The organism is Paraniabella ginsengisoli, from assembly GCF_022513635.1.
Lineage (GTDB): Bacteria > Bacteroidota > Bacteroidia > Chitinophagales > Chitinophagaceae > Niabella > Niabella ginsengisoli.
Genome location: NZ_JAKWBL010000002.1, coordinates 567,861 through 587,861, shown reverse-complemented (window position 1 = coordinate 587,861; position 20,001 = coordinate 567,861). Strand labels below are relative to the sequence as shown.

Below are 20,001 nucleotides of genomic sequence, written 5' to 3'. Positions count from 1 at the left end.
AAATATACCTGTTAAATTCTGCATTTGTTAAGTTGAAATTCTACCTTTAAACTGACGAGTAAAAATTAATTTGGCTTCATGTCGCAGAGGAATAATTACCCAATGATCAGATTTCTCCTGCTTTTTGTAAAGCATATCCCGTTGTAATCTTCAGGCTTTAAGGTGGAAAAATCTGAAAACCTTAGTCCGGTTAAACAAGCCAATACAAACACATCCCTGTACTCAAGAAGATGTGGATGTTCTGATAAATCAGTTTGATAAATTTTTGCAATTTCTTCATAAGTGAGGTAGATAGCATCACTTTCTTCTTCTGGTATTTTGAAATCGGTCAGATCAATAGGTTGAATAATTTTTCTTTTAATTCTGTCTTTGATAAAACCCCGAAGATGTTTTATTGTCTTTCCTATGGTATTTAGTTTTAGCCCGGTCAACAAAACCTTACGGCGTAAATGAGTATGCTCGAAAGCGAGATAATCAACAAAATCTTCGTAAAAGGCAAAATCAAAACTATCAAATGTAATTTCCCTTTTCCGAAATTCTTCAAAAGATAATAAATGTGATTTTACATTACTATAGACAGTAAGGGTTGCTTTACTTACTCGCCGTTCTTTAGACTTAATATATTCATCAAACTGGTTATACACATTTCGATTATTTTTTTCTTCAACAGCTTCCTTTTCTTTTGCCTCGATATCACTAATATCAAGAACGGGAGAATAATATTTTTTTACAAATTCAACACGGTTCTGAATCTTCCTTAAAGTTGCATAAGTAACAAGATCTTCTACTATCTTTTTAAGCCTTGCCAGTTCATCATTGAAGGTCTTATAATTGCCATACTCTAAAGGATGTTGAGCCGTAATACGCCGATCCTGTGACAGTATAGTAGGGTAAAAACAAAAAAGGATCATCATTGCTGATAATCCTTTTTAGCGGACCGGACGGGACTCGAACCCGCGACCTCCGCCGTGACAGGGCGGCATTCTAACCAACTGAACTACCGATCCTTTCAAATTGGGAGTGCAAATATAATCGCTTTTTTATTACTGCCAAACAATTTCAAAAAAGTTTAAAAATATTTACTTTAACAGCATGAATATTTTGTCTATTCTGGAAAAGCCTTACACGAAGGAACAGGCCAATGAAATTGTAAATTGGGTTGGTGATAACCAAAAGCATTTTGATACATTACTCAACATGTTTCTAAATAGCGACAGAATCATTGTACAGCGCGCATCCTGGCCATTAAGCTATTGTGTAGCCAACCATCCGGATCTAATAAACAAACATTATAAAAAGCTGATCACACAACTGAATGCTGACAATAAACCCGCCGCGGTAAGAAGAAATATATTACGAGCGTTTGATCAATTGCCTCATCTTCCGGAAGTACATCATGGTGTTATCATGGATGCCTGTTTTCGATTTATAGAAGACCCAAATGAAGCCATCGCTTCCCAAGCATTTGCTTTAGGAATCCTGGCTAAACTTGCCAAAGTCTATCCGGAAATCAAACCAGAACTCGATGCCATCATCAGAATTCGAATGATCAACGCCGCACCGGCATTTAAATCAAGAGCAAAAAAATTCTGAACTCGAAATAAATTTGAATGCATATTTATATATACTGTTAAAATCACTCAAATATTTGTCAACATCCACACATTTAGAGGGCTATACATTTACATTTGCAGCCTTAAAAAGTAGAACCTTGAGACGATCTATCATTCCTCTTTGCCTGGCATTGTTTTTTATTGGTTGTAAATCCAAATCCGCTGAATCGGAAACTCTGCAAGCCGATTCCACATATATACAGTTACCCACTCCAGAAAAACTGACAAAAGAAGAATTAGCCGGTTATACTGCTAAGCTGAACCAACTATTCGATCATAAACTCATCAACCGGAATTTTAACGGAGCTGTTATAGTTGCCAAGGGTGGCAATATTGTTTATGAAAAATATGTAGGCTTTACAGACCCGAGAGCTAAAACCACACCGATCACAGATAGCTCATCTTTCCATCTTGCTTCTACAAGCAAGCCATTTACTGGTATGGCTATATTAAAATTGGTGCAACAAGGTAAAATTCATTTAGATGACGATGTATCAAAGTTCTTCCCAGCCTTTCCTTATCCTGGCGTAACGGTAAAGCTTTTACTTAGTCATCGAAGCGGGCTGCCCAACTATCTTTATTTCATGGAGGACAAAGAAAAATGGTCTCCCAACCAAATGGTAAGTAACAATGACGTATTAGATTTCCTGATCAAATACAAGCCTGATCTAAGTTACAGAACAGGCACTCATTTTAGCTATTGCAACACCAACTATGTTTTATTAGCATTGATTCTTGAAAAGGTGACAGGCAAGCCATATCCGGAATATATGAACGAAACTATATTCAAACCCTTGCGCATGAAACATACTTTTGTTTATACGCCAACAGATAGTGGCCGCGTTATCATGTCTTATAAACCATCTGGAGCTATATGGGATCAGGATATTTTTGATCATACTTATGGAGATAAAAATATTTACAGTACTCCGCGTGATATGCTAAAATGGGACGCTGCACTTTACAGCGAAAAATTCATAAGTCAGTCTCTTCTTGATTCCGCTTATCAACCAATGAGTAACGAAACACCCTCAACACACAACTATGGTTTAGCCTGGCGTATGCTAAATTTACCAAATGGGAAAAAAGTTATTTATCATAATGGAAAATGGCACGGGTTTAATCCGGCATTTGCAAGATTAATTGATGAAAAAGCAGTTATTATCATTTTAGGCAATCAGTATAACAGCAATATCTATCATTCGGCAAAGCTTGCGTACAATGTTTTTGGAGACTACTTACAAAATGATACAGAAGTCGACGAAGATGCACCAGTAGCAGTTACTAAGAAAAAAGTATCGCAACCTGCAAAAAAGCAACTGTTGTTAAAAAGAAATCATCCTCTAAGACGGCACCAGCAAAGAAAAAGCAGATTTCCAAAACTCCAAAAAAAGTGCAGGCCAAAAGAAAAGCTGACACAAGAGTAATTGTGTTAGTTACAGCAACCGAAGCATTGATATTTTTTTGTTATCAGCAGTTGAACATTACTCATCAAAATTGCGTCGCACTCTTGTACTTTGTACATTGCTCAGCCTATAGACTTTTGCATTTATAATTTACCTTTAAGTTCTGCTTGAATTTATTGTTTCAAAGGAAAAATATGCGAATGAAACTTTTAAGTGCGATACAAATAAGAGAATGGGATCAATTCACTATTAACCATGAACCCATTGCTTCAATAGATTTAATGGAACGTGCGTCAGCAGCTTGTACAGATTGGCTTATAAAAAATATCTTAATAAAAACTTTGCCATTTTTTGTGGCCCAGGTAACAATGGCGGCGACGGCTTGGCTATTGCTCGTTTATTAAGCCTTAGCGGTCATGCTGTTCAGGTCTTCTTACTAAATTCCGCTAGCAAAAGAAGTAGTGATTTTGATATTAATTACAAATGCCTAAAAGAAGTTGCGTCTGTTATTATCGATCTGAAAGAAATTTCATTACCATCATTGGCAGCAGACACCATTATTATTGATGCGATTTTTGGTACAGGCCTTAACCGCTCGCTTGACGGATTTAGCAAGCAGTTGGTAGAATATATAAATAGATTAAATAATAAAGTTGTTGCCATCGATATGCCTAGTGGCTTATTAACGGATCTTTCATCAAAAGGACTTACCGCCATTAAAGCAAATAACACCTTAACATTCCAATGTTTTAAAGCTGCTTTTCTATTACCCGAAAATGAAGAATATTTTGGCAACGTCCATATTTTAGATATCAACCTTCATCCCTCCTACTTGAACTCAGTTGAAACAACTTTTGAATTAGTAGATCAACAATTTATTTCTTCCATAATAAAACTAAGAAAAGCTTTTTCGCATAAAGGAAATTTTGGCCATGCATTGATCATTGCTGGAAGCTATGGCAAAATGGGAGCAGCGGTTCTATCAACTAAAGCCTGCTTGCAAAGTGGAGCAGGGCTTGTAACAGCACACGTACCTGCGAAAGGCGTTGAAATCATGCAGATCAGCGCACCAGAAGCAATGTGCAGGATTGATACGCAAAGCGAGATCATTAGCAATATAGATTATGATCTCAAACCTTATACATCGATCGGTATTGGCCCAGGCATCGGCAAAGAAAAAATGACCACATCTTTTTTATATCAGCTATTAAAGGATTATCAAAAGCCAATGGTTATAGATGCTGACGCGCTTAACATTCTTTCCGAAAACCCTGACTGGTTATCCTTATTGCCTCCAGGTTCCATCCTTACACCACACCCAAAAGAATATGCAAGATTGTTTGGAAACGACATGAATGATCTTGAAAAAATAAATACCGCTTTGCAAAAGGCACATGACTTAAAGATTATAATCATACTAAAAGGCCATCATACTTTTATTGCCACACCCGATGGAAAAGGATATTTTAATACAACAGGAAATGCAGGAATGGCAAAAGGCGGCAGCGGAGACGTTCTTACAGGAATTATTACTGGCATCTTGGCGCAAGGATATAAACCTAATGAAGCCGCAATTCTGGGCGTTTATATGCATGGCGCGGCAGGTGATAATGCGGCTGCAAAGTATGGGATGATTTCAATGACGGCAACCGATCTTATTGAAGCTTTGAAAACACCCGACTTATTAACTAAATAATTTATCGTGATCAAACTTCTAAAGCATTACGGCCATTTTTATAAAATGCAACCATGTTGCATTTTATAAAAATAAGTCTATCTTTGTCCTAAAAAATATTTATTATGAAGCAAGCAGATTTTGAAGTAATCATAATAGGTGGAAGCTATTCAGGTCTTTCAGCTGCAATGTCGTTAGGAAGATCATTAAGAAATGTTTTAATAATCGATAATGGAGAACCATGTAACCAGCAAACACCGCATTCACATAATTTCTTAACACAGGATGGCTCTACACCAAAGGATATATATATAAAAGCAAAAGAACAACTTCAAAAATATGATACAATACAATTTCTGAATGATCTTGCTATTACAGGGAAACGGTTAGGCGATTTATTTGAAATAACTACTAAGAATGGGAAGAAGATAAGTTGTCAAAAACTGATATTCGCCACCGGCATAAAAGACCTGCTTCCAGCTATCGACGGACTTGCCGAGTGCTGGGGCATTTCTGTAATTCACTGTCCGTATTGCCACGGATATGAATTTAAAAATGCGAAAACAGCTATGATAACAAATGGCGAACGTGCCATGCACTTGACCTCATTGATCAAAAACCTGACGGATCAACTGACTATTTTGACAAATGGGCCATCAGATTTTAATAAGGATCAACTGAAAAAACTAAAACGAAACAACATATCTGTTATAGAAAATAAAATTGAAAAAGTCGAACATCAAAACGGCTATGTTGAAAACGTTTATTTCGGAACTCATGAGCCTATTGCATTTCAGGCTATATATGCCGCTGTGCCGTTTGTTCAGCATACTGATATCCTCCAATCTTTAGGTTGCCAAATAACAGAACAAGGATATATTAGTATTGACAGCTTTCAAAGAACGACCGTTAACGGAGTTTTTGCCTGTGGTGATAATTCGTCACCCATGCGCTCTGTGGCCAATGCAGTTGCTGCAGGTAGTTTAACAGGCGCAATGGTTAATAAAGAACTAGCGGACGCCTCATTTTTGTAAACTACAGGCAATTCCAGCTTATTATTAAACTTTATAAAGATCTTATCTGCTATCGATTTTATCTATAGCTCTATTAGAAAATACAATTATGATTTAACTCCAATCTTTTTGCCTACGCTTTCAAAACAAATACTTTTGCACCGCTTATAACGTTGCCTGCCATTAAAGATTAAAAAGTTTTTATTTAAAATTTTATAATATGGCATTAACTGGCAAAAAAGCGCCCCACTTTGTTTCGGGTGCAGTTATTAATGGAGAAGAGATCGTTGAAAATTTTTCTCTGGATCAATACATAGGTAACAAACATATTATCCTATTCTTCTATCCCAAAGATTTTACATTTGTTTGCCCAACTGAAATTCATGCTTTCCAGGAAAAGTTAGCAGAGTTTGAAAAGAGAAACACTGTTGTGATCGGCTGTTCGACAGATACCGAGGAAACGCATCTCGCCTGGCTGAATACAGCTAAAGAGAACGGTGGCATTAATGGCGTTACGTATCCTCTTATTGCTGATGCATCAAAAATCATTTCCATGAACTATGGTGTGCTGGCTGGTGAATACTTATTTAACAGCGATACCAGACAATGGTCTTTTAACGGCGCTCCCGTTGCTTATCGTGGCACGTTTTTGATAGACAAAGAAGGTATTGTAAGACATGAGTCTATCAACGATCTTCCCCTAGGACGTAATATTGATGAATATCTACGTTTGTTAGATGCTCAATTACATGTTGAGAAATTTGGTGAGGTATGTCCGGCAAACTGGGAAGATGGTGAAGAAGCGATGAAAGCAACCAACGAAGGCGTGGCTGAATACTTTTCAAGAAATTAAAAATCAAACTATGTTATTAGAATTAGAAAATGATAACCTGCAGGAAATTGTAGCGCAACATTCTAAAGTGGTTGTACAATACTCTGCCGGATGGTGTGGCAATTGTCGATTGATGAAACCCAAATTTAAAAGGTTATCCGGCGAAAACGAAACTACTGTTTTTGTAATTGCAGATGCTGAAAAATTTCCATTAAGCCGTAAACTGGCTGCAGTAAATAACCTGCCAACATTTGCCGGATTTAACAATGGCTTATTGGTGAACCAGGTTCAAACAAACAAAGAAGAACAATTAAAAAATTTGATCAATGAAGTTGCCGGTAATTAGACAGATACAGCGTACTTGTTCTCGGGAAAAAATAGAACATACCATATCAGTATTAGAAAGTATAAGTGAGGCTTCTTCAATTAAAGAAGAAGAACTGAATATCATTGGCGAACTTATATCAAATTGCTGCGGAGCCTTGGAAGTGCATGAAATGGTGGCCGCAGGCGAATCTGAAAAAGACGCATTAAATGGCTTTATGCAAAAAGTAATGAGTTCTATCGATCATACAATATAGCTCACTCTAAGTCTCGAAAACTATCTAAAAAGCCCGCTACACGCGGGCTTTTTAACGAAAAATATATTCACTTTTTATTTTTCGATACTCCATTCTTTTGGAGCTTTAAATGTCTTTCTGCCCTGGCCATAAGGAGGCACTACCAAAGAGCTTTCAATATTATCGTAAGGTTTCACCAGTTCTAGCAATTCTTTGTATTTATCAGGATGCTCTTTTCGTACATTATTTTTTTCTGTTGGATCTTTAACGATGTTGTAAAGCACATCATCCGTATGTTTCATTTTTTCATTACCGCTGTTTGCCTTCACCAGTTTCCATTCGTCCATGATAAAACTGCCATGTCCTAAAAATAAACCACGTGAAATTTTCTTTTGATCAGTTAGAGAAGCCAGCACATTAATACCATCCAGTTTTTTTGCGGTGTTGTCTGAACACCAGCTACAGCGCAAAGTGTAGGTAGTATATCAACGTAACTGCAAAGCTGATCACTTTTCCTGCCACCTTTAAAGCCGTTGGGCCATTTAATCATTGCATTTGCGCGTACACCCCCATCCCACTCCTGAAACTTTTCTCCTTTTAATTCACCGCTGCTGCCGCCTGCATTGGGTTCTGCGCCGTTATCGCTTTGAAACAATATCAATGTATTCTGTTCAATTCCGGATTCTTTTAATGCAGATAAAATACGACCAATACCTTCATCCATGCTGCTAACCATAGCCGAATAAGTTTGCCTGCGTGTATTGCCTCGTCCCTGTTCTTTGGATCCTTTAGCTTCACCAAATAATGGCTTTGCCGGATCAAATCCATATTTCAATAAATCCTCTTCTTTAGCTTGTAATGGTCCATGAGGTGCATTGTATGCGATATACAGGAAAAACGATCCGTCATCTTTATATTTCTTAATACACTTTACAGCTTCATCACTTATAAGATCAGTTGAGTAACCTTTATCATGGCTGGTATTCCAGTCATTATGCCAATCCAACTCGCCTTCTCTTTCGTGAGTAAAGTAATCGATGGCACCATTATAGTGGCCATAAAAATGCGTGAACCCCCTGTTTAATGGAAGATATTTCCTGGCAGAATGGCCAAGATGCCACTTCCCAATAGCTGCTCTGTTTTTGTAACCTGCATTAGCAAGATATTGTGGGAGGAAACGTTCAGTTGTATCAATGCCAAAGTTCAGCCAGGGTGCTATCACATTGTCGCGCAAGCCATATCTATCCGGATATCTGCCCGTCATAAGACCAGCTCGTGTGGGCGAACAAATGGGTGATACGTAATAACGATTCAAGATCACACCTTCTTTTGCAAGCTGATCAAGATTGGGAGTGCGAATTTCACTTTTGTGAAAACCTACATCGCCCCAACCAAAATCATCAGCTACAATTACGATTATATTGGGTTTTGATTGTGCATATGTCACACAAGCTATGGCGCTACACAATAAACATGCAACACTAAAAAAGATAGTCTTCATTGTAATTACTTTTTCTTGTTTATCGAATCATTTACAAGTAACTCATCTACTTTACCTAAATCACCATTTTGATGTTTTTCCAAAAATTCGCTTGGCGTTAATTTAAACTGCTGTATGAAACAGCGTGTAAAATAAGACGGAGAATTAAACCCTGTTTTATAACCTACTTCTGAAATATTATACTCTCCTGAAATCAATAACTTGGCTGCCATTCGTAAGCGTATCAATCTTATAAACTCGTTTGGAACATGCCCCGTTACAGCTTTTACCTTTTTATGAAGTGTTGAACGGCTCATGGCCATTTCCTTACTTAATTCTTCAACCGATAAGCGATAATCGTCTATTCTTTCTTCTACTATGCTTGTAATAGTTTCAATAAATTTTTTATCATGTGTATTCGTTGTAATAGTAGCAATGTCAGCAAGAGGTTGCTGGTTAAACTTTTCTTTAAGCCGGCTTCTTGTTTCCAATAAATTTTTTACAAGAGCTGTAATATGCTTCCACTTGAAAGGCTTTACTACATAAGCATCCGCTCCGCTTTCAATTCCCTGTAACTCCGCATCACTATTACCTTTGGCCGTTAAAAGAATAACAGGAATATGGCTAAAGTCGATACTATTTTTTATCTTTTTACATAAAGTCATGCCATCCATTTCAGGCATCATCACATCAGATAACACAAGTTCTACAGGCTGCACTTCCAGTATTTTCAAAGCTTCCGCGCCGTTTGCAGCAGAAAATGTATGATACCCTTCTCCTTTAAAATTTGTTACAATAAAATCAAGCATATTCAGATCATCTTCAACTATCAGTATACCTGGCCTTACCGTATCGTCTACTAACTCAACATCTGGCTCCTGAATAGCAGAACCTGGTCGCTGCTCGTATGGTATTGTAAGCATGAAGACTGTTTGAGTACCGGGCTTGCTTTCAACATTAAGTTCACCTTCATGCTTTTCGGCAAGTGCTTTAGCAAGCGACAGTCCAATGCCGGTGCCTCCGATATTCTTTATTTTATGTTCAGGTGAAGAAACTTTGAAGAATGGTGTAAAGACGTGCTGTAGTTCGGCCTGCGGTATACCAACCCCATCATCAGATACACTTACTGACACGGTTTTTTGTGGATCATCTTTCAAATCTGGTAGACTGATCTTTATTTCTACGAATGATTTTGCAAATTTGAATGCATTTATAAGAAGGTTACTTATTATTTTTTGAAGCGCTTCTGCATCAGCATTTATATGTAGCTGATTCACCTCGGTTGACATATTAAATTTGATACCTTTTTGAGATGCGATCGGTGAAAACCTCGAATACAAAGAGTGGATATAAGAAACCAGCTCAAGCCGCTCTTTTTTATGGTATAAATATCACTTTCAATTCTACGGAAATCAAGTAACTGGTTAACCAAAGTCAACAACCTTTGTGTGTTTTGTTCCATCACATTTAGCTGCTGTACAGTTTCCGATTTATTTTCGATTGCCAGAAGCTTTTCCAGTGGCGCCATAATAAGTGAGAGTGGTGTTCTTATCTCATGCGCCATCGTAGTAAAGAAGTCTATTTTTTGCTGGTAAAACTCATGTTCTTTCTGCGCCTTCATACGCTCAAGCTTAATAGCATTTTTACTTTGTTCTCTACGTTTAAAATAATTTTTAAGTAACCATATACCCACTCCAATTAATATTATATAAAATATATAAGCAAGAGTTGTTCGGTAAAACGGAGGTCTTACTGTTACGTTAATAGCTGTTATTGATTCGTTCCAATTTCCATAAACATCAGTCTTTACCTGGAATGTATAACTTCCGGGAGGAAGATTAGTATAAGTGGCATTGCGCTGTGTGCCAACCATATTCCAGTTATCATCAAAGCCATCCATCTTGTAAGCGTAACGAATTCTATCAGGATCCTTATAATTTAAAGCTGCATATTCAAAGCTTACTACCGACTGATTGTGTGCCAGTGTTATTGCTTTTGCAAAGCCGGGTGATTCAGACAATGGCGATTCCTTGTCATTGAAAGAAACCTCATTATTAAATAATTTGAAATTAGTTAAGACAAGATTATTTTCGTCGGGCACCAGTTTAAGTTGACTTGGGTAGAATGTACTAAAACCGTTGATACCTCCCATCAACATGCGCCCGTCAGAACCGGAATAATAAGCATTGTAATTATAAAGCCTGTTATTAAAATTGCCAGAGTTAGCGAAAGAAAGAATAGTAAAAGGTTTTTCAGAAAACTTCAATATCCCGTCATTAGTAGACAACCACAGCCTTCCTGACTTGTCCTGCAACACTCCAAATACCACGGAAGCCATTCCCGTACGTCCCATAAAACTTGTAAATTTCTGGCTTCTTATATCAAACTTGTTAAGTCCTCCTCCATCCGTTCCTAACCAAAGATTGCCAACACCATCATCATGTAAAGAGATTACACGATTAGAACTGATCGCAGAATTTTGAGTTGAATATTTAATCCAATCTGATGTACCGGCTTTTCTACAAACAATACCATTTTCGTATGTGGCCACCCATATATTTCCAGGCACATCTTCATACACTTCGTAGATACAACTGTTTTGCAGGTCCATGCCAGTAACACGTGTAAATGCATCTTTTTCTTTGTTATAGATATTCAAACCCTTTACAGTACCAACCCAAATATTACCACTTCGATCTTCAGTAATCGTATATACACTATTACTGCTTAAAGATGTAGGATCACCAGCATTGCTTGTATATCGCTTTATTTTACCGGTGTTCAGGTTAATTACATTAAGGCCACCGCTAAATGTGCCCACCCATAAATTACCTTCCTTATCCTTATACAAAGCATGTATATTGTTATAAGATAATTTTTCCTGGTGAGGATTGAAAGGATACTTTTTAAATGTTCCCGAATATGAATCGAAATAGTTCAGTCCACCATTTTCTGTGCCAACCAAAAATAACCCGGCTTATCTTCTAAAAAGCAACTCACCGCTTTTCCTGATAAACCATCAGCAGCTCCGGTATGGTAATAAAAATTGAATCCTGGCCCGCCTTCTGTAAAATAGTTTACACCTCCAAAATAAGTGCCCACCCAAATACCACCTTCCTTATCAGGATAAATGGAATAAACTGCATTATCGCTGATACTGTAAGGATCGTTTGAGTTATTAGTATAATGCCGGAATTTATCCTCCGCAATATCCAGCACATTTAAACCTTTCTCAGTCCCAACATATAATTTACTGGCGTCCGGCTGATATATAGCCCGTACTATATTATCACTTATACCATTGGGCGAACCAGTTTTATATGTTTTAAAACGCTGCTGATCTTTTAACCAACAATTCAATCCGCCTGACAATGTTCCTATCCAAATATTTCCACGTAGATCTTTGTAAAGCGATAAAATAAAATTGCTGGAAATATGCTGATCTGTGTTGCCTGACTTTATATTTCGAACCAAGCCAGTTGCGGGATTCAATACATCTACTCCTTCTCCAAATGTGCCAATCCAAATATTGCCATCATTATCCTGCTGTAACCTCCGTATCTGGTTATGTGAAATAGAGCGACTGCCGGCGCCCTTCCTGTAATTTGAGAAATGATTTTTTGCAGCATCATATTTATATAAACCATTACTTCGGGTGCCCACCCACATCGCCCCTTTATTGTCTCTTAAGATAGAAAATATAATATCACTGCCTAACACTTTTATTTTTGAGAATTGCTCCTTAACAAGATCAAGCACATACAAGCCATCTTCTGTGCCTATCCAAAACCTGGTGCTATCGTACCGGCATATGGAATGAACAAAGCTATTGCCTGATGTGGGAGACGGATTGGTTTGTGCCTGATACACTTTAAACGTGTGTCCGTCAAAACGGTTCAACCCGTTTTTAGTACCAAACCACATGTATCCCTGATCATCCTGTATGATATTCCATACAGTGTTTGAAGACATTCCATTATTAACACTATAATTTCTAAACAGCACCTGTTGGCCACATACAATATTGCAAGTGCAGACAATTAGGAGCAGCAAAAAGCTGATCATCTTCAACAATAGTTTCACATCATGCAGCAATATCGTTTCCTTATACTTCAACTATTAAATAGTTTAGAGAGGTGCATAAAGGTTATGGCTTCTTTTTCTTTTTTGCTTTTATAGCATTTATGTTCGGCACTTCTGCTTTTACTTCTTTCTTCCAATTATCAAGCGCAGCTTTCAATTCCTTTACTTTTTGCGGTTGTGAAACTGCAATATCGTTCTTCTCAGACGGATCCTTTGATAAATCATACAACTCGATTTTCTTGTCTGCATAAAAATAAAGCAATTTGTAATTGCCCATTCTTACAGCGCTGCACATGCGAGGTACCCATTTTCCTGTTTCAGAAGGATAATGCCAGAAAAGCGCCTCTCGTTCACTCCATTTATTACCTTTAAAAACATTTAAAATACTTTTCCCATCAACAATATTACCAGCTTTATTCTCTATACCTGCCATCTCCAAAAAGGTAGGATAAAAATCAATACCACAAACAGGAATGTCAGAAACAGTTCCGGCTTTTATCGCCGCAGGCCAACGTGTAATCAGGTTTTCTCTGATGCCACCTTCGTACAACCAGGATTTACCCATTCTCAAAATACCATTATTTGCAAAACCTGCTACGCCTCCATTATCAGAAAAGAACACGACCAAAGTATTTTTATCCAATCCATTTTTCTTTAAAGTTTCCATAACACTTCCAACACCATTGTCAATACTTTCAATCATTGCAGCCAGATAGGGATTATCGTTATGCTTGCCTTCGTGACGTTGATTTTTCGGATCATCATAAAATTTAGCTGCGGCGCCATTGCCATATTTTGTGTCAAACTTATTTCTATATTTTTTCACTAAAGCTTCCGGAGCATCTAACCTTGTATGAACACTATAAAACGACAAATACAGAAAGAATGGCTTATCCTTATTTCTTTCAATAAAGCCAGAAGCTTCGCTGCATTGCCGATCCGTAAGGTATTCATTATCCGATCCGGTTTTGAAAGTGGATATTTTATCATAAGGATAGAAATAGTCGCCATCAGCGATATACTTCGTTTCAGAACCTATTACCTCGTCAAACCCATGCTGCTGGGGATTTCCGATGGGATTACTGAATTTGGTATCCAAATGCCATTTACCAATTATGCCTGTGCGGTAACCTGCTGAAGACAATGCCTCATTCAAGGTATAATACTTTGCTGGATCTAAATATCTTGGTGCTTCGTTATCAAGAAAGTCTGTAATACGTATGCGTGCAGGGTATTGACCGGTAATAAAACCTGCACGAGCTGGCGAACAAATTGGTGCTGCTGAGTAAGCCTGTGTAAACCTCATGCCTTCTGCTGCTAATTGATCAAGATTAGGTGTTTCATTGAAGGTATTACCATAGCTACCTAACTCAGATGAACCCAAGTCATCGGCAAGTATAAAAATAATATTAGGCTTTTGCTGCGCATAAATTGCAGGCATCCACATTACGGATAAGCATAAGATAATAAGTGATTTTCTTAACCTCATTTATTCTTTATTTTTCTTTTTATAATTAATATCCATTGAAGCGCCGGTATCTCCTTGTTGCTTCATCCACATCCGTAATTTTGAACTATACTCTTTTATTAAACTTTTATACTTCGGATCTCCGGCAAGATTATTCAGTTCATATGGATCTTTTTTTATATCGTAAAATTCAATAGCAGGATGATTCACAATCCGATCAATAAGTTTTTGATCATGTGTATCTGTTTTAGCCTTGTCTACCCAGCCATTCCAATAACTATCTTTTTTATTAGGATTCATCATATACTTGATATGATATTTTTTTCCGGAGTAAGGTTTAACAACAACTTGTATTGAGTACTTCTGATACTGCGCATGGGATAAGCAGGCCCTTCGGGAATATTATTATGTATACCATAAGCAAAATCGCGGCCTTTTGATTTTTGATCTTTTAGTACATTAAGAAAACTTTTGCCATCAAGATTTGCAATAGGTGTACCGCCGGAAATATCAATAAACGTAGGCGTTATATCTTCATACTGAACAATGGCGTCTGTTTGACTGGCAGGTTTTACAACATCAGGCCAGCGAACAATCATGGAACTTTTTTGTCCAGCATCCCAAAGCGTCCATTTCGCACCCGGGAACTGAGCGCCTTGTTCTCCCAAAAAAATCAGTATTGTATTTTTATCCTGTCCTGTTTCCTGCAATAGTTTCATAATATCACCTACCTGGTTATCGAGCCGCCTTTCTGCCAGATATTTACGAAACTGCTCGCGAACCTGTTTAGTATCTACCCAATGTAGCGGAAGCTTTAATTTATCGGCATCAAATTCTGAAGGATCGCCTAAAGTCCACGGCGCGTGCGGATTAATGCTCATCACAAACAAGCAATACGGGTCTTTCTGAGCAGTTATAAATTGTCTTACACTGTCTAAAGAATAATCATCAGTTGGCGCTACACAATTAGGCTGAAAGCCTTCAATAAACTTAAAAGGGAAAACAGATTCAGGTTTTGTGCTGTGATTTTTACCTGTTAGTGCAACAGTATAATTTTGTGCATCCAGGTAATGGCAAATACTTTTCAGGTTATCAAAAACAGGTTTGTGATTTTGAAAAGAGCCATGCCTTGCAGGATATAGTCCGGTAAATAATGAAGCCCTTGTGGGCACACACATGGCTTCTGAAGCGATCATATGGTTGAATAACATGCCTTCTGATGCAAGCTTATCAATATTCGTTGTTTTGAGATTAGTGCCGCCATAACAACTCAATTGTCTTGAATCCAGATCATCGGCCATGATCACAACAATATTAGGACGCTTCTTACTCTGCTGCGCAGATAATGCAGTTGAAATGCAGAAACATAATAACAAGCAGGCGTATCTATATATTAAAGCCATACTATTAATCTTTTAATATTTTCTTTTTTAGTTCTGTTGTTGGTGATTTGAATGTTAACCCAAGTATATCACTAATCAATGTCGAGATATCGGTAAGCGCCAAATGGTCAACTTTAACACCGTTTTTAAAAGATGGGCCGCTGCCAATAAATCCTGTAAACAATTCCTGCATACGTGGATCATGCCCGTGTGAACCGTTTATATTTTTTTACGTTTAATCAGAGATCCTTCCGTATTTCCATTTAAAGCAGCCATGTTGTTTGCTGCCAAAGCCAGCGCTACTTCCGGTTGGCACCCATTTTATCTAATTCCTTACGCTCTATAATGTTGAAATACTTTTGATCAGCTGGCGCCACATTTTGCAACAGTTCTACCACTTTATTTAAAGTTGCTTTATCATTAGGATCTTTTAAATACAAAAACGCAGATCCACCCGTAGAAAGAAATTTAGCCTTCCAATCTTTATCAGTTATCAAACCTGCCTTAGCTAATAATGTATTAGGTGAAATATTGTATTGAACAGAAACAAATCCATGATCACCTGTAATGATCACATCAGTATTATTCAATATACCGGCCGATTCGTAAGCCGACAAAACCACGTTTAGCATGCTATCAATTACCGCTAATGCACGTGTCACTTCTGCTCCTTCCTTCCCACGTCATGCTGCGCATGATCTAACCCGATAAAATGCACAGCCATTAAATCTGGTTTATGTGTTTTGATAATATAAGATGCCATTTTACCAATGGTGATATCCATATTATCGTGATTAAAATCTTTAGGTGATAATGTTCCGATCTTTTGTTGCATTTCATTAAGCATATTAGATGGCGTAACATAAGGCTTAGTAACAGATAGCTGGTCTGTCTTTTCATCATTATCTGCCCTGCGTACAGGGAAATTATAATCGATAGGCGCACCCACTGTTACCGGCCACATAACCGCACCCGATGTTAAATCCGCTGCCTTAACTGCATCCCAAACTGTTGGCACTTTAATAGCACTTTCATTCCAATACCATTCACCTTTTTTTGAATCATAGGGAACGTTGTAATAAATGCCATGACGCCCTGGCAACTCACCAGTTACAATGCTTGTATGTGATGGATAAGTTACCGAAGGAAAAATACTGCTCACTCCATCTGCATAAACACCTGCGGCTTGCAAGCGTTTTAAGGTTGGAGCATTCCAAACATCTTCCTTATAAAAATTGGGGCGAAAGCCATCAATACTTACTAACAGGACATGTTTCTTGTTCTGAGCCACAGCCATGAAAGGCATCAATAAACATATAAAAAGCAATCGCTTCAGCATAATTATTTTTTAGTGTAATCAGTTCTATGTCGTCTAACCAAACCTGGTCACCTGGCTTTAATGTACCGAAATACAGCGCCAGTTTGTAACTGCCGGCTTCGGGTGCAGGAGCGGATGTAAAATGAAAATCATTAAGTTTATTTCCTACTTTAATATTTTCATTAATGATTTTTTCAGCATTGCCATCTGCTTTTTCAAGACGGGCAAAATAAGAAGTAGCCGTCTTGGATTTCGTTTTAAGCTTTATCTCAAATCGCTCTCCTTTTTTTACAGGAAAAGCCCAGTTCATATTTACCGCAGCGGGCTTGTTTCCAGGTTTTGTCATGCTGATCATCGCTGATTTTTTACCAGAGATCTGACCTGTCTCATCAATATCTATAGTTGCATTTGCATCTTCTCCCACTTTAATATTCCATCCTCCCAGGTTATCATCAAAGCTTCCGTTTATTACACGTTTATAAGCACGCATTCTAACATTGTATTCCCGCGTGTCTAATGGAAAGGCACCAATGCTATGAGCCCAACTATTCCATTCTTTATACATTGATTGAACACGTTCAGGTTGTTGCTTGCTTAAATCGTTCATCTCTGTCGGATCAGTTTCCATATTATACAATTGCAATCCAGACTCACTAAACTGATTGTCTTCTTCAGTCTTGGCGACCAGTTTCCATTTACCATCACGTAAAGCAATATTAGCTTCATGCTCCCAATAAACTTTTCCCCTGTTGTTACTTTTTCCCACAAAATGTGGAGCAAGGCTTTTGCCCTGCATTGGCACAATTTCATGTCCTTCAAATGTAGCAGGATATGTAGCCTTTGCTACATCAGCGCAGGTTGCCATAATATCTGTTAGATGGCCATATTCCGTTACAAAATGATTATTAAGATCCTTCTTTACACCGTCGGGCCAATGCACGATCAACGGTGTAGCAATACCACCTTCATGTGTGAAATGTTTATATTCTTTAAATGGTGTACTACTTACATTTGCCCAATTGATACGGTAACTCTCGAAAGTTTCTTCTGTTCCATCAACTGCTTTACTTTTTCCACTGCTGATATATTCAGCACAAGCGCCGTTATCACTTAAAAATAAAATAAGTGTATTATCCAGCTGCCCCAGTTCTTTTAAACTGTTAACTATTCTACCAATTCCCTGATCCATGATGTCGATCTGTGCGGCATAAATAGCCATACGCATGCTCATTTCCTCTTTAGCTTTTTCATCCAAAGTACTCCATGCTGGCACTCTTGCATCACGCGGTGTCAGTTTTGTATCATTATCAAAAAGTCCTATTTCTTTTTGCCTTTTAAACCTTGCCTCACGGGTAGCATCCCAGCCTTTCGAGTAAGTATTTTTATATTTTTCTATAACTTCTTTCGGAGCATGCAAAGGCCAGTGTGGCGATGTATAGGCGACATACATAAAAAATGGATTGTCCGCATTTCCTGTAAAATGTTCTTGAATATATTTAACACTTGTATCGCTGATCGCATCAGTCAAGTAAAAATTTTCTGGAGCCTTGTATCGCTTATTATTGCTATAAATTATTGGCGTATAATAATTGGCCCCGCCGGGAATAATGCCGAAATACCTGTCAAATCCGCGTTGCACGGGCCAGTTGTCGGTTACATATCCATCTATTTTTCTTTCGTTAGTAAGATGCCATTTTCCTGTCATATAAGTGCTGTAACCTGCAGGTTTTAATACTTCTGCGATTGTTACACATTCATTATTCAGATTATCCTGATAGGCAGGTGTACCCAAATCGGCCGCGGCCATCCATCCCATTCCGGCCTGATGGGGGTAAAGACCAGTTACCAACGAAGCTCTTGTGGGGCAACAGCGTGCTGCATTATAGAATTGTTTGTAACGAATTCCCTCTTTAGCAAGATTATTAATATTGGGTGTTTGCACTTCGCCGCCGTAACAGCCAATATCAGAGAAGCCCATGTCGTCTGCAAGAATGACAATTATATTAGGCTTTGATTTTTTCTGGGCGTATGCATTTATTGAAATAATGTAAAAGAAGAGGAAAGAAAATATACGAATATGCATTGTGTATTTTGACCTTTTATAATTAAAGAAGTTTAAGCATTATAAAAATTTTAGTATAAAACAACAATGTATAGAAAACCTTTTATAGCTTCTATACATTGTAAATACTAATACGCCTCAACTTAAGATATTGCCAATATCCTTTTCTTAAGCTTTATGGCAAAACGGTTTTTGAACTTAGAGTAGCTTCGTAATAATTAGTTTGCGCCACCCATTCCCCATTTGTATTTTCTATAGTACCGCTTTTTTGAGTGAGCGCGGATATATGTATCAACCCTTTTTTACCGTTGGCCGTTTTAAACAAATATACTTTTCCGCTTCGAATGGGTATTACATTCTGGGTCGGATCAGGTAAGGACGCGATGGCCCCCGCATTTACCTGGGATATTCCGTTGTACTCTGCAGCGCTTAATGTGGTTGAATCAAATGTTGCGCTTTGTAAACCTTCTATTGTTAGCAGACCATTTGCAGACCGCTGTGCCGGGTTTATCAATGCTGGCAGAACAGTAGCGCCTTCTGAAGCAATGACTACATCGCCCAAACTAAAATCAATTTCATTTTTATAATCGGTATGCTTGCGCATATATACTCTTCCGGATAACCAGGTGGCATAATACGGGCCATAAAAATTCTCAACGGTTTCTATTTTAGCTACAGTCGAAAAGACTACCGATGGCGTGATCTTTACTACAAGATTTTTTTCATATACACGGCCTAATGTATCTGTAACCACTACTTTGATACACCTGTTCTCAGAAAGATCCGGTATGGTATAAGTTGCAGAATAATTTGCCTGGCCATCATCAAAAGATCTGGCTGTTTCGGTAATCAATGTATCACGGTTACCGGTTTTAGCGTCAGCAGTATAAATTTCAAAAATGTTGATGATCGATCCGGATGATTGTACATCAATCTTTGCAGTATACTGATTAACGCCCTTTTCAACCTTAACAATATTGCTATCCCGCCTTCCTGAAACGATATTTTTACTTCAGGAACAAAATTTACATCTTCAACATCTTTAGCGCAGGATGTCAAAAATAAAATGGTTCCTATAACCGCTAACAGATAAATACTTCTTTTCATGT

General features: G+C 37.9%; 20 protein-coding genes, 1 tRNA gene and 1 pseudogene. 7 read left to right on the top strand and 15 right to left on the bottom strand.

Annotated features, from left to right (window positions below; all coding sequences use genetic code 11):
* Positions 1-95: 95 nt before the first annotated feature.
* Positions 96-914 (bottom strand): site-specific integrase, encoded by an 819-nt coding sequence (locus MKP09_RS14335; protein WP_240830661.1) that lies wholly within the window; start codon positions 912-914, stop codon positions 96-98.
* A 19-nt stretch (positions 915-933) separates the two neighbouring features.
* A tRNA-Asp gene (locus tag MKP09_RS14330) sits at positions 934-1,007 on the bottom strand.
* 85 nt (positions 1,008-1,092) lie between these two features.
* Between MKP09_RS14330 and MKP09_RS14325 the strand changes: the two genes are divergently transcribed.
* The 7 genes from MKP09_RS14325 (at position 1,093) to MKP09_RS14295 (ending at position 7,120) form a co-directional block, all read left to right on the top strand.
* On the top strand, positions 1,093-1,593 hold the full coding sequence (locus tag MKP09_RS14325; protein WP_240830660.1) for a HEAT-like fold family protein: 501 nt from the start codon (positions 1,093-1,095) through the stop codon (positions 1,591-1,593).
* Positions 1,594-1,711: 118 nt separating this feature from the next.
* Complete coding sequence (locus MKP09_RS14320) at positions 1,712-3,040, top strand: serine hydrolase domain-containing protein (RefSeq protein ID WP_240830659.1); 1,329 nt, start codon at positions 1,712-1,714, stop codon at positions 3,038-3,040.
* 289 nt (positions 3,041-3,329) lie between these two features.
* Positions 3,330-4,715: an NAD(P)H-hydrate dehydratase gene (locus MKP09_RS14315; RefSeq protein WP_240830658.1), complete on the top strand. Its 1,386-nt coding sequence runs from the start codon at positions 3,330-3,332 to the stop codon at positions 4,713-4,715.
* Positions 4,716-4,819: 104 nt separating this feature from the next.
* Positions 4,820-5,728, top strand: coding sequence for an NAD(P)/FAD-dependent oxidoreductase (locus MKP09_RS14310; protein ID WP_240830657.1), 909 nt, complete (start codon positions 4,820-4,822; stop codon positions 5,726-5,728).
* A 199-nt stretch (positions 5,729-5,927) separates the two neighbouring features.
* Positions 5,928-6,560 (top strand): peroxiredoxin, encoded by a 633-nt coding sequence (locus MKP09_RS14305; protein ID WP_240830656.1) that lies wholly within the window; start codon positions 5,928-5,930, stop codon positions 6,558-6,560.
* Positions 6,561-6,570: 10 nt separating this feature from the next.
* Positions 6,571-6,885, top strand: coding sequence for a thioredoxin family protein (locus MKP09_RS14300; RefSeq protein WP_240830655.1), 315 nt, complete (start codon positions 6,571-6,573; stop codon positions 6,883-6,885).
* Positions 6,866-7,120, top strand: coding sequence for a DUF6952 family protein (locus MKP09_RS14295; protein ID WP_240830654.1), 255 nt, complete (start codon positions 6,866-6,868; stop codon positions 7,118-7,120). The genes MKP09_RS14300 and MKP09_RS14295 overlap by 20 nt, the downstream gene beginning before the upstream one ends.
* Before the next feature lie 74 nt (positions 7,121-7,194).
* Here the strand turns inward: MKP09_RS14295 and MKP09_RS14290 are convergent, their stop codons facing one another.
* The 13 genes and pseudogenes from MKP09_RS14290 to MKP09_RS14230 all read right to left on the bottom strand — a co-directional run bounded on the left by MKP09_RS14290 (position 7,195) and on the right by MKP09_RS14230 (position 19,999).
* On the bottom strand, positions 7,195-7,515 hold the full coding sequence (locus MKP09_RS14290; protein ID WP_240830653.1) for a hypothetical protein: 321 nt from the start codon (positions 7,513-7,515) through the stop codon (positions 7,195-7,197).
* Entirely contained in the window at positions 7,500-8,600 is a 1,101-nt protein-coding gene (locus MKP09_RS14285; RefSeq protein ID WP_240830652.1) for an arylsulfatase B, read from the bottom strand. Before MKP09_RS14285 ends, MKP09_RS14290 begins: the two co-directional genes overlap by 16 nt.
* A 5-nt stretch (positions 8,601-8,605) precedes the next feature.
* A complete protein-coding gene (locus MKP09_RS14280) occupies positions 8,606-9,868 on the bottom strand; it encodes a response regulator (protein ID WP_240830651.1) in 1,263 nt (420 codons plus the stop codon).
* On the bottom strand, positions 9,853-11,544 hold the full coding sequence (locus MKP09_RS14275; RefSeq protein WP_240830650.1) for a ligand-binding sensor domain-containing protein: 1,692 nt from the start codon (positions 11,542-11,544) through the stop codon (positions 9,853-9,855). The genes MKP09_RS14280 and MKP09_RS14275 overlap by 16 nt, the downstream gene beginning before the upstream one ends.
* On the bottom strand, positions 11,517-12,695 hold the full coding sequence (locus MKP09_RS14270; RefSeq protein WP_240830649.1) for a ligand-binding sensor domain-containing protein: 1,179 nt from the start codon (positions 12,693-12,695) through the stop codon (positions 11,517-11,519). The genes MKP09_RS14275 and MKP09_RS14270 overlap by 28 nt, the downstream gene beginning before the upstream one ends.
* 31 nt (positions 12,696-12,726) lie before the next feature.
* Positions 12,727-14,151 carry a sulfatase gene (locus MKP09_RS14265; RefSeq protein ID WP_240830648.1) on the bottom strand — a complete coding sequence of 475 codons (1,425 nt, stop codon included), beginning with the start codon at positions 14,149-14,151 and terminating at the stop codon, positions 12,727-12,729.
* Positions 14,152-14,433 carry a sulfatase/phosphatase domain-containing protein gene (locus MKP09_RS14260; protein ID WP_240830647.1) on the bottom strand — a complete coding sequence of 94 codons (282 nt, stop codon included), beginning with the start codon at positions 14,431-14,433 and terminating at the stop codon, positions 14,152-14,154. It abuts the gene before it with no gap.
* A complete protein-coding gene (locus MKP09_RS14255) occupies positions 14,430-15,533 on the bottom strand; it encodes a sulfatase family protein (RefSeq protein ID WP_240830646.1) in 1,104 nt (367 codons plus the stop codon). The genes MKP09_RS14260 and MKP09_RS14255 overlap by 4 nt, the downstream gene beginning before the upstream one ends.
* 4 nt (positions 15,534-15,537) lie before the next feature.
* Positions 15,538-15,705, bottom strand: coding sequence for a hypothetical protein (locus MKP09_RS14250; RefSeq protein WP_240830645.1), 168 nt, complete (start codon positions 15,703-15,705; stop codon positions 15,538-15,540).
* 106 nt (positions 15,706-15,811) lie between these two features.
* A pseudogene (locus MKP09_RS28180) lies at positions 15,812-16,809 on the bottom strand (alkaline phosphatase family protein).
* Positions 16,763-18,913 (bottom strand): arylsulfatase, encoded by a 2,151-nt coding sequence (locus MKP09_RS14240; protein WP_240830644.1) that lies wholly within the window; start codon positions 18,911-18,913, stop codon positions 16,763-16,765. The pseudogene MKP09_RS28180 and the gene MKP09_RS14240 overlap by 47 nt, the downstream one beginning before the upstream one ends.
* Positions 18,914-19,067: 154 nt before the next feature.
* Positions 19,068-19,745: a hypothetical protein gene (locus MKP09_RS14235; RefSeq protein WP_240830643.1), complete on the bottom strand. Its 678-nt coding sequence runs from the start codon at positions 19,743-19,745 to the stop codon at positions 19,068-19,070.
* Positions 19,742-19,999 carry a hypothetical protein gene (locus tag MKP09_RS14230; RefSeq protein WP_240830642.1) on the bottom strand — a complete coding sequence of 86 codons (258 nt, stop codon included), beginning with the start codon at positions 19,997-19,999 and terminating at the stop codon, positions 19,742-19,744. Before MKP09_RS14230 ends, MKP09_RS14235 begins: the two co-directional genes overlap by 4 nt.
* Positions 20,000-20,001: the final 2 nt, after the last annotated feature.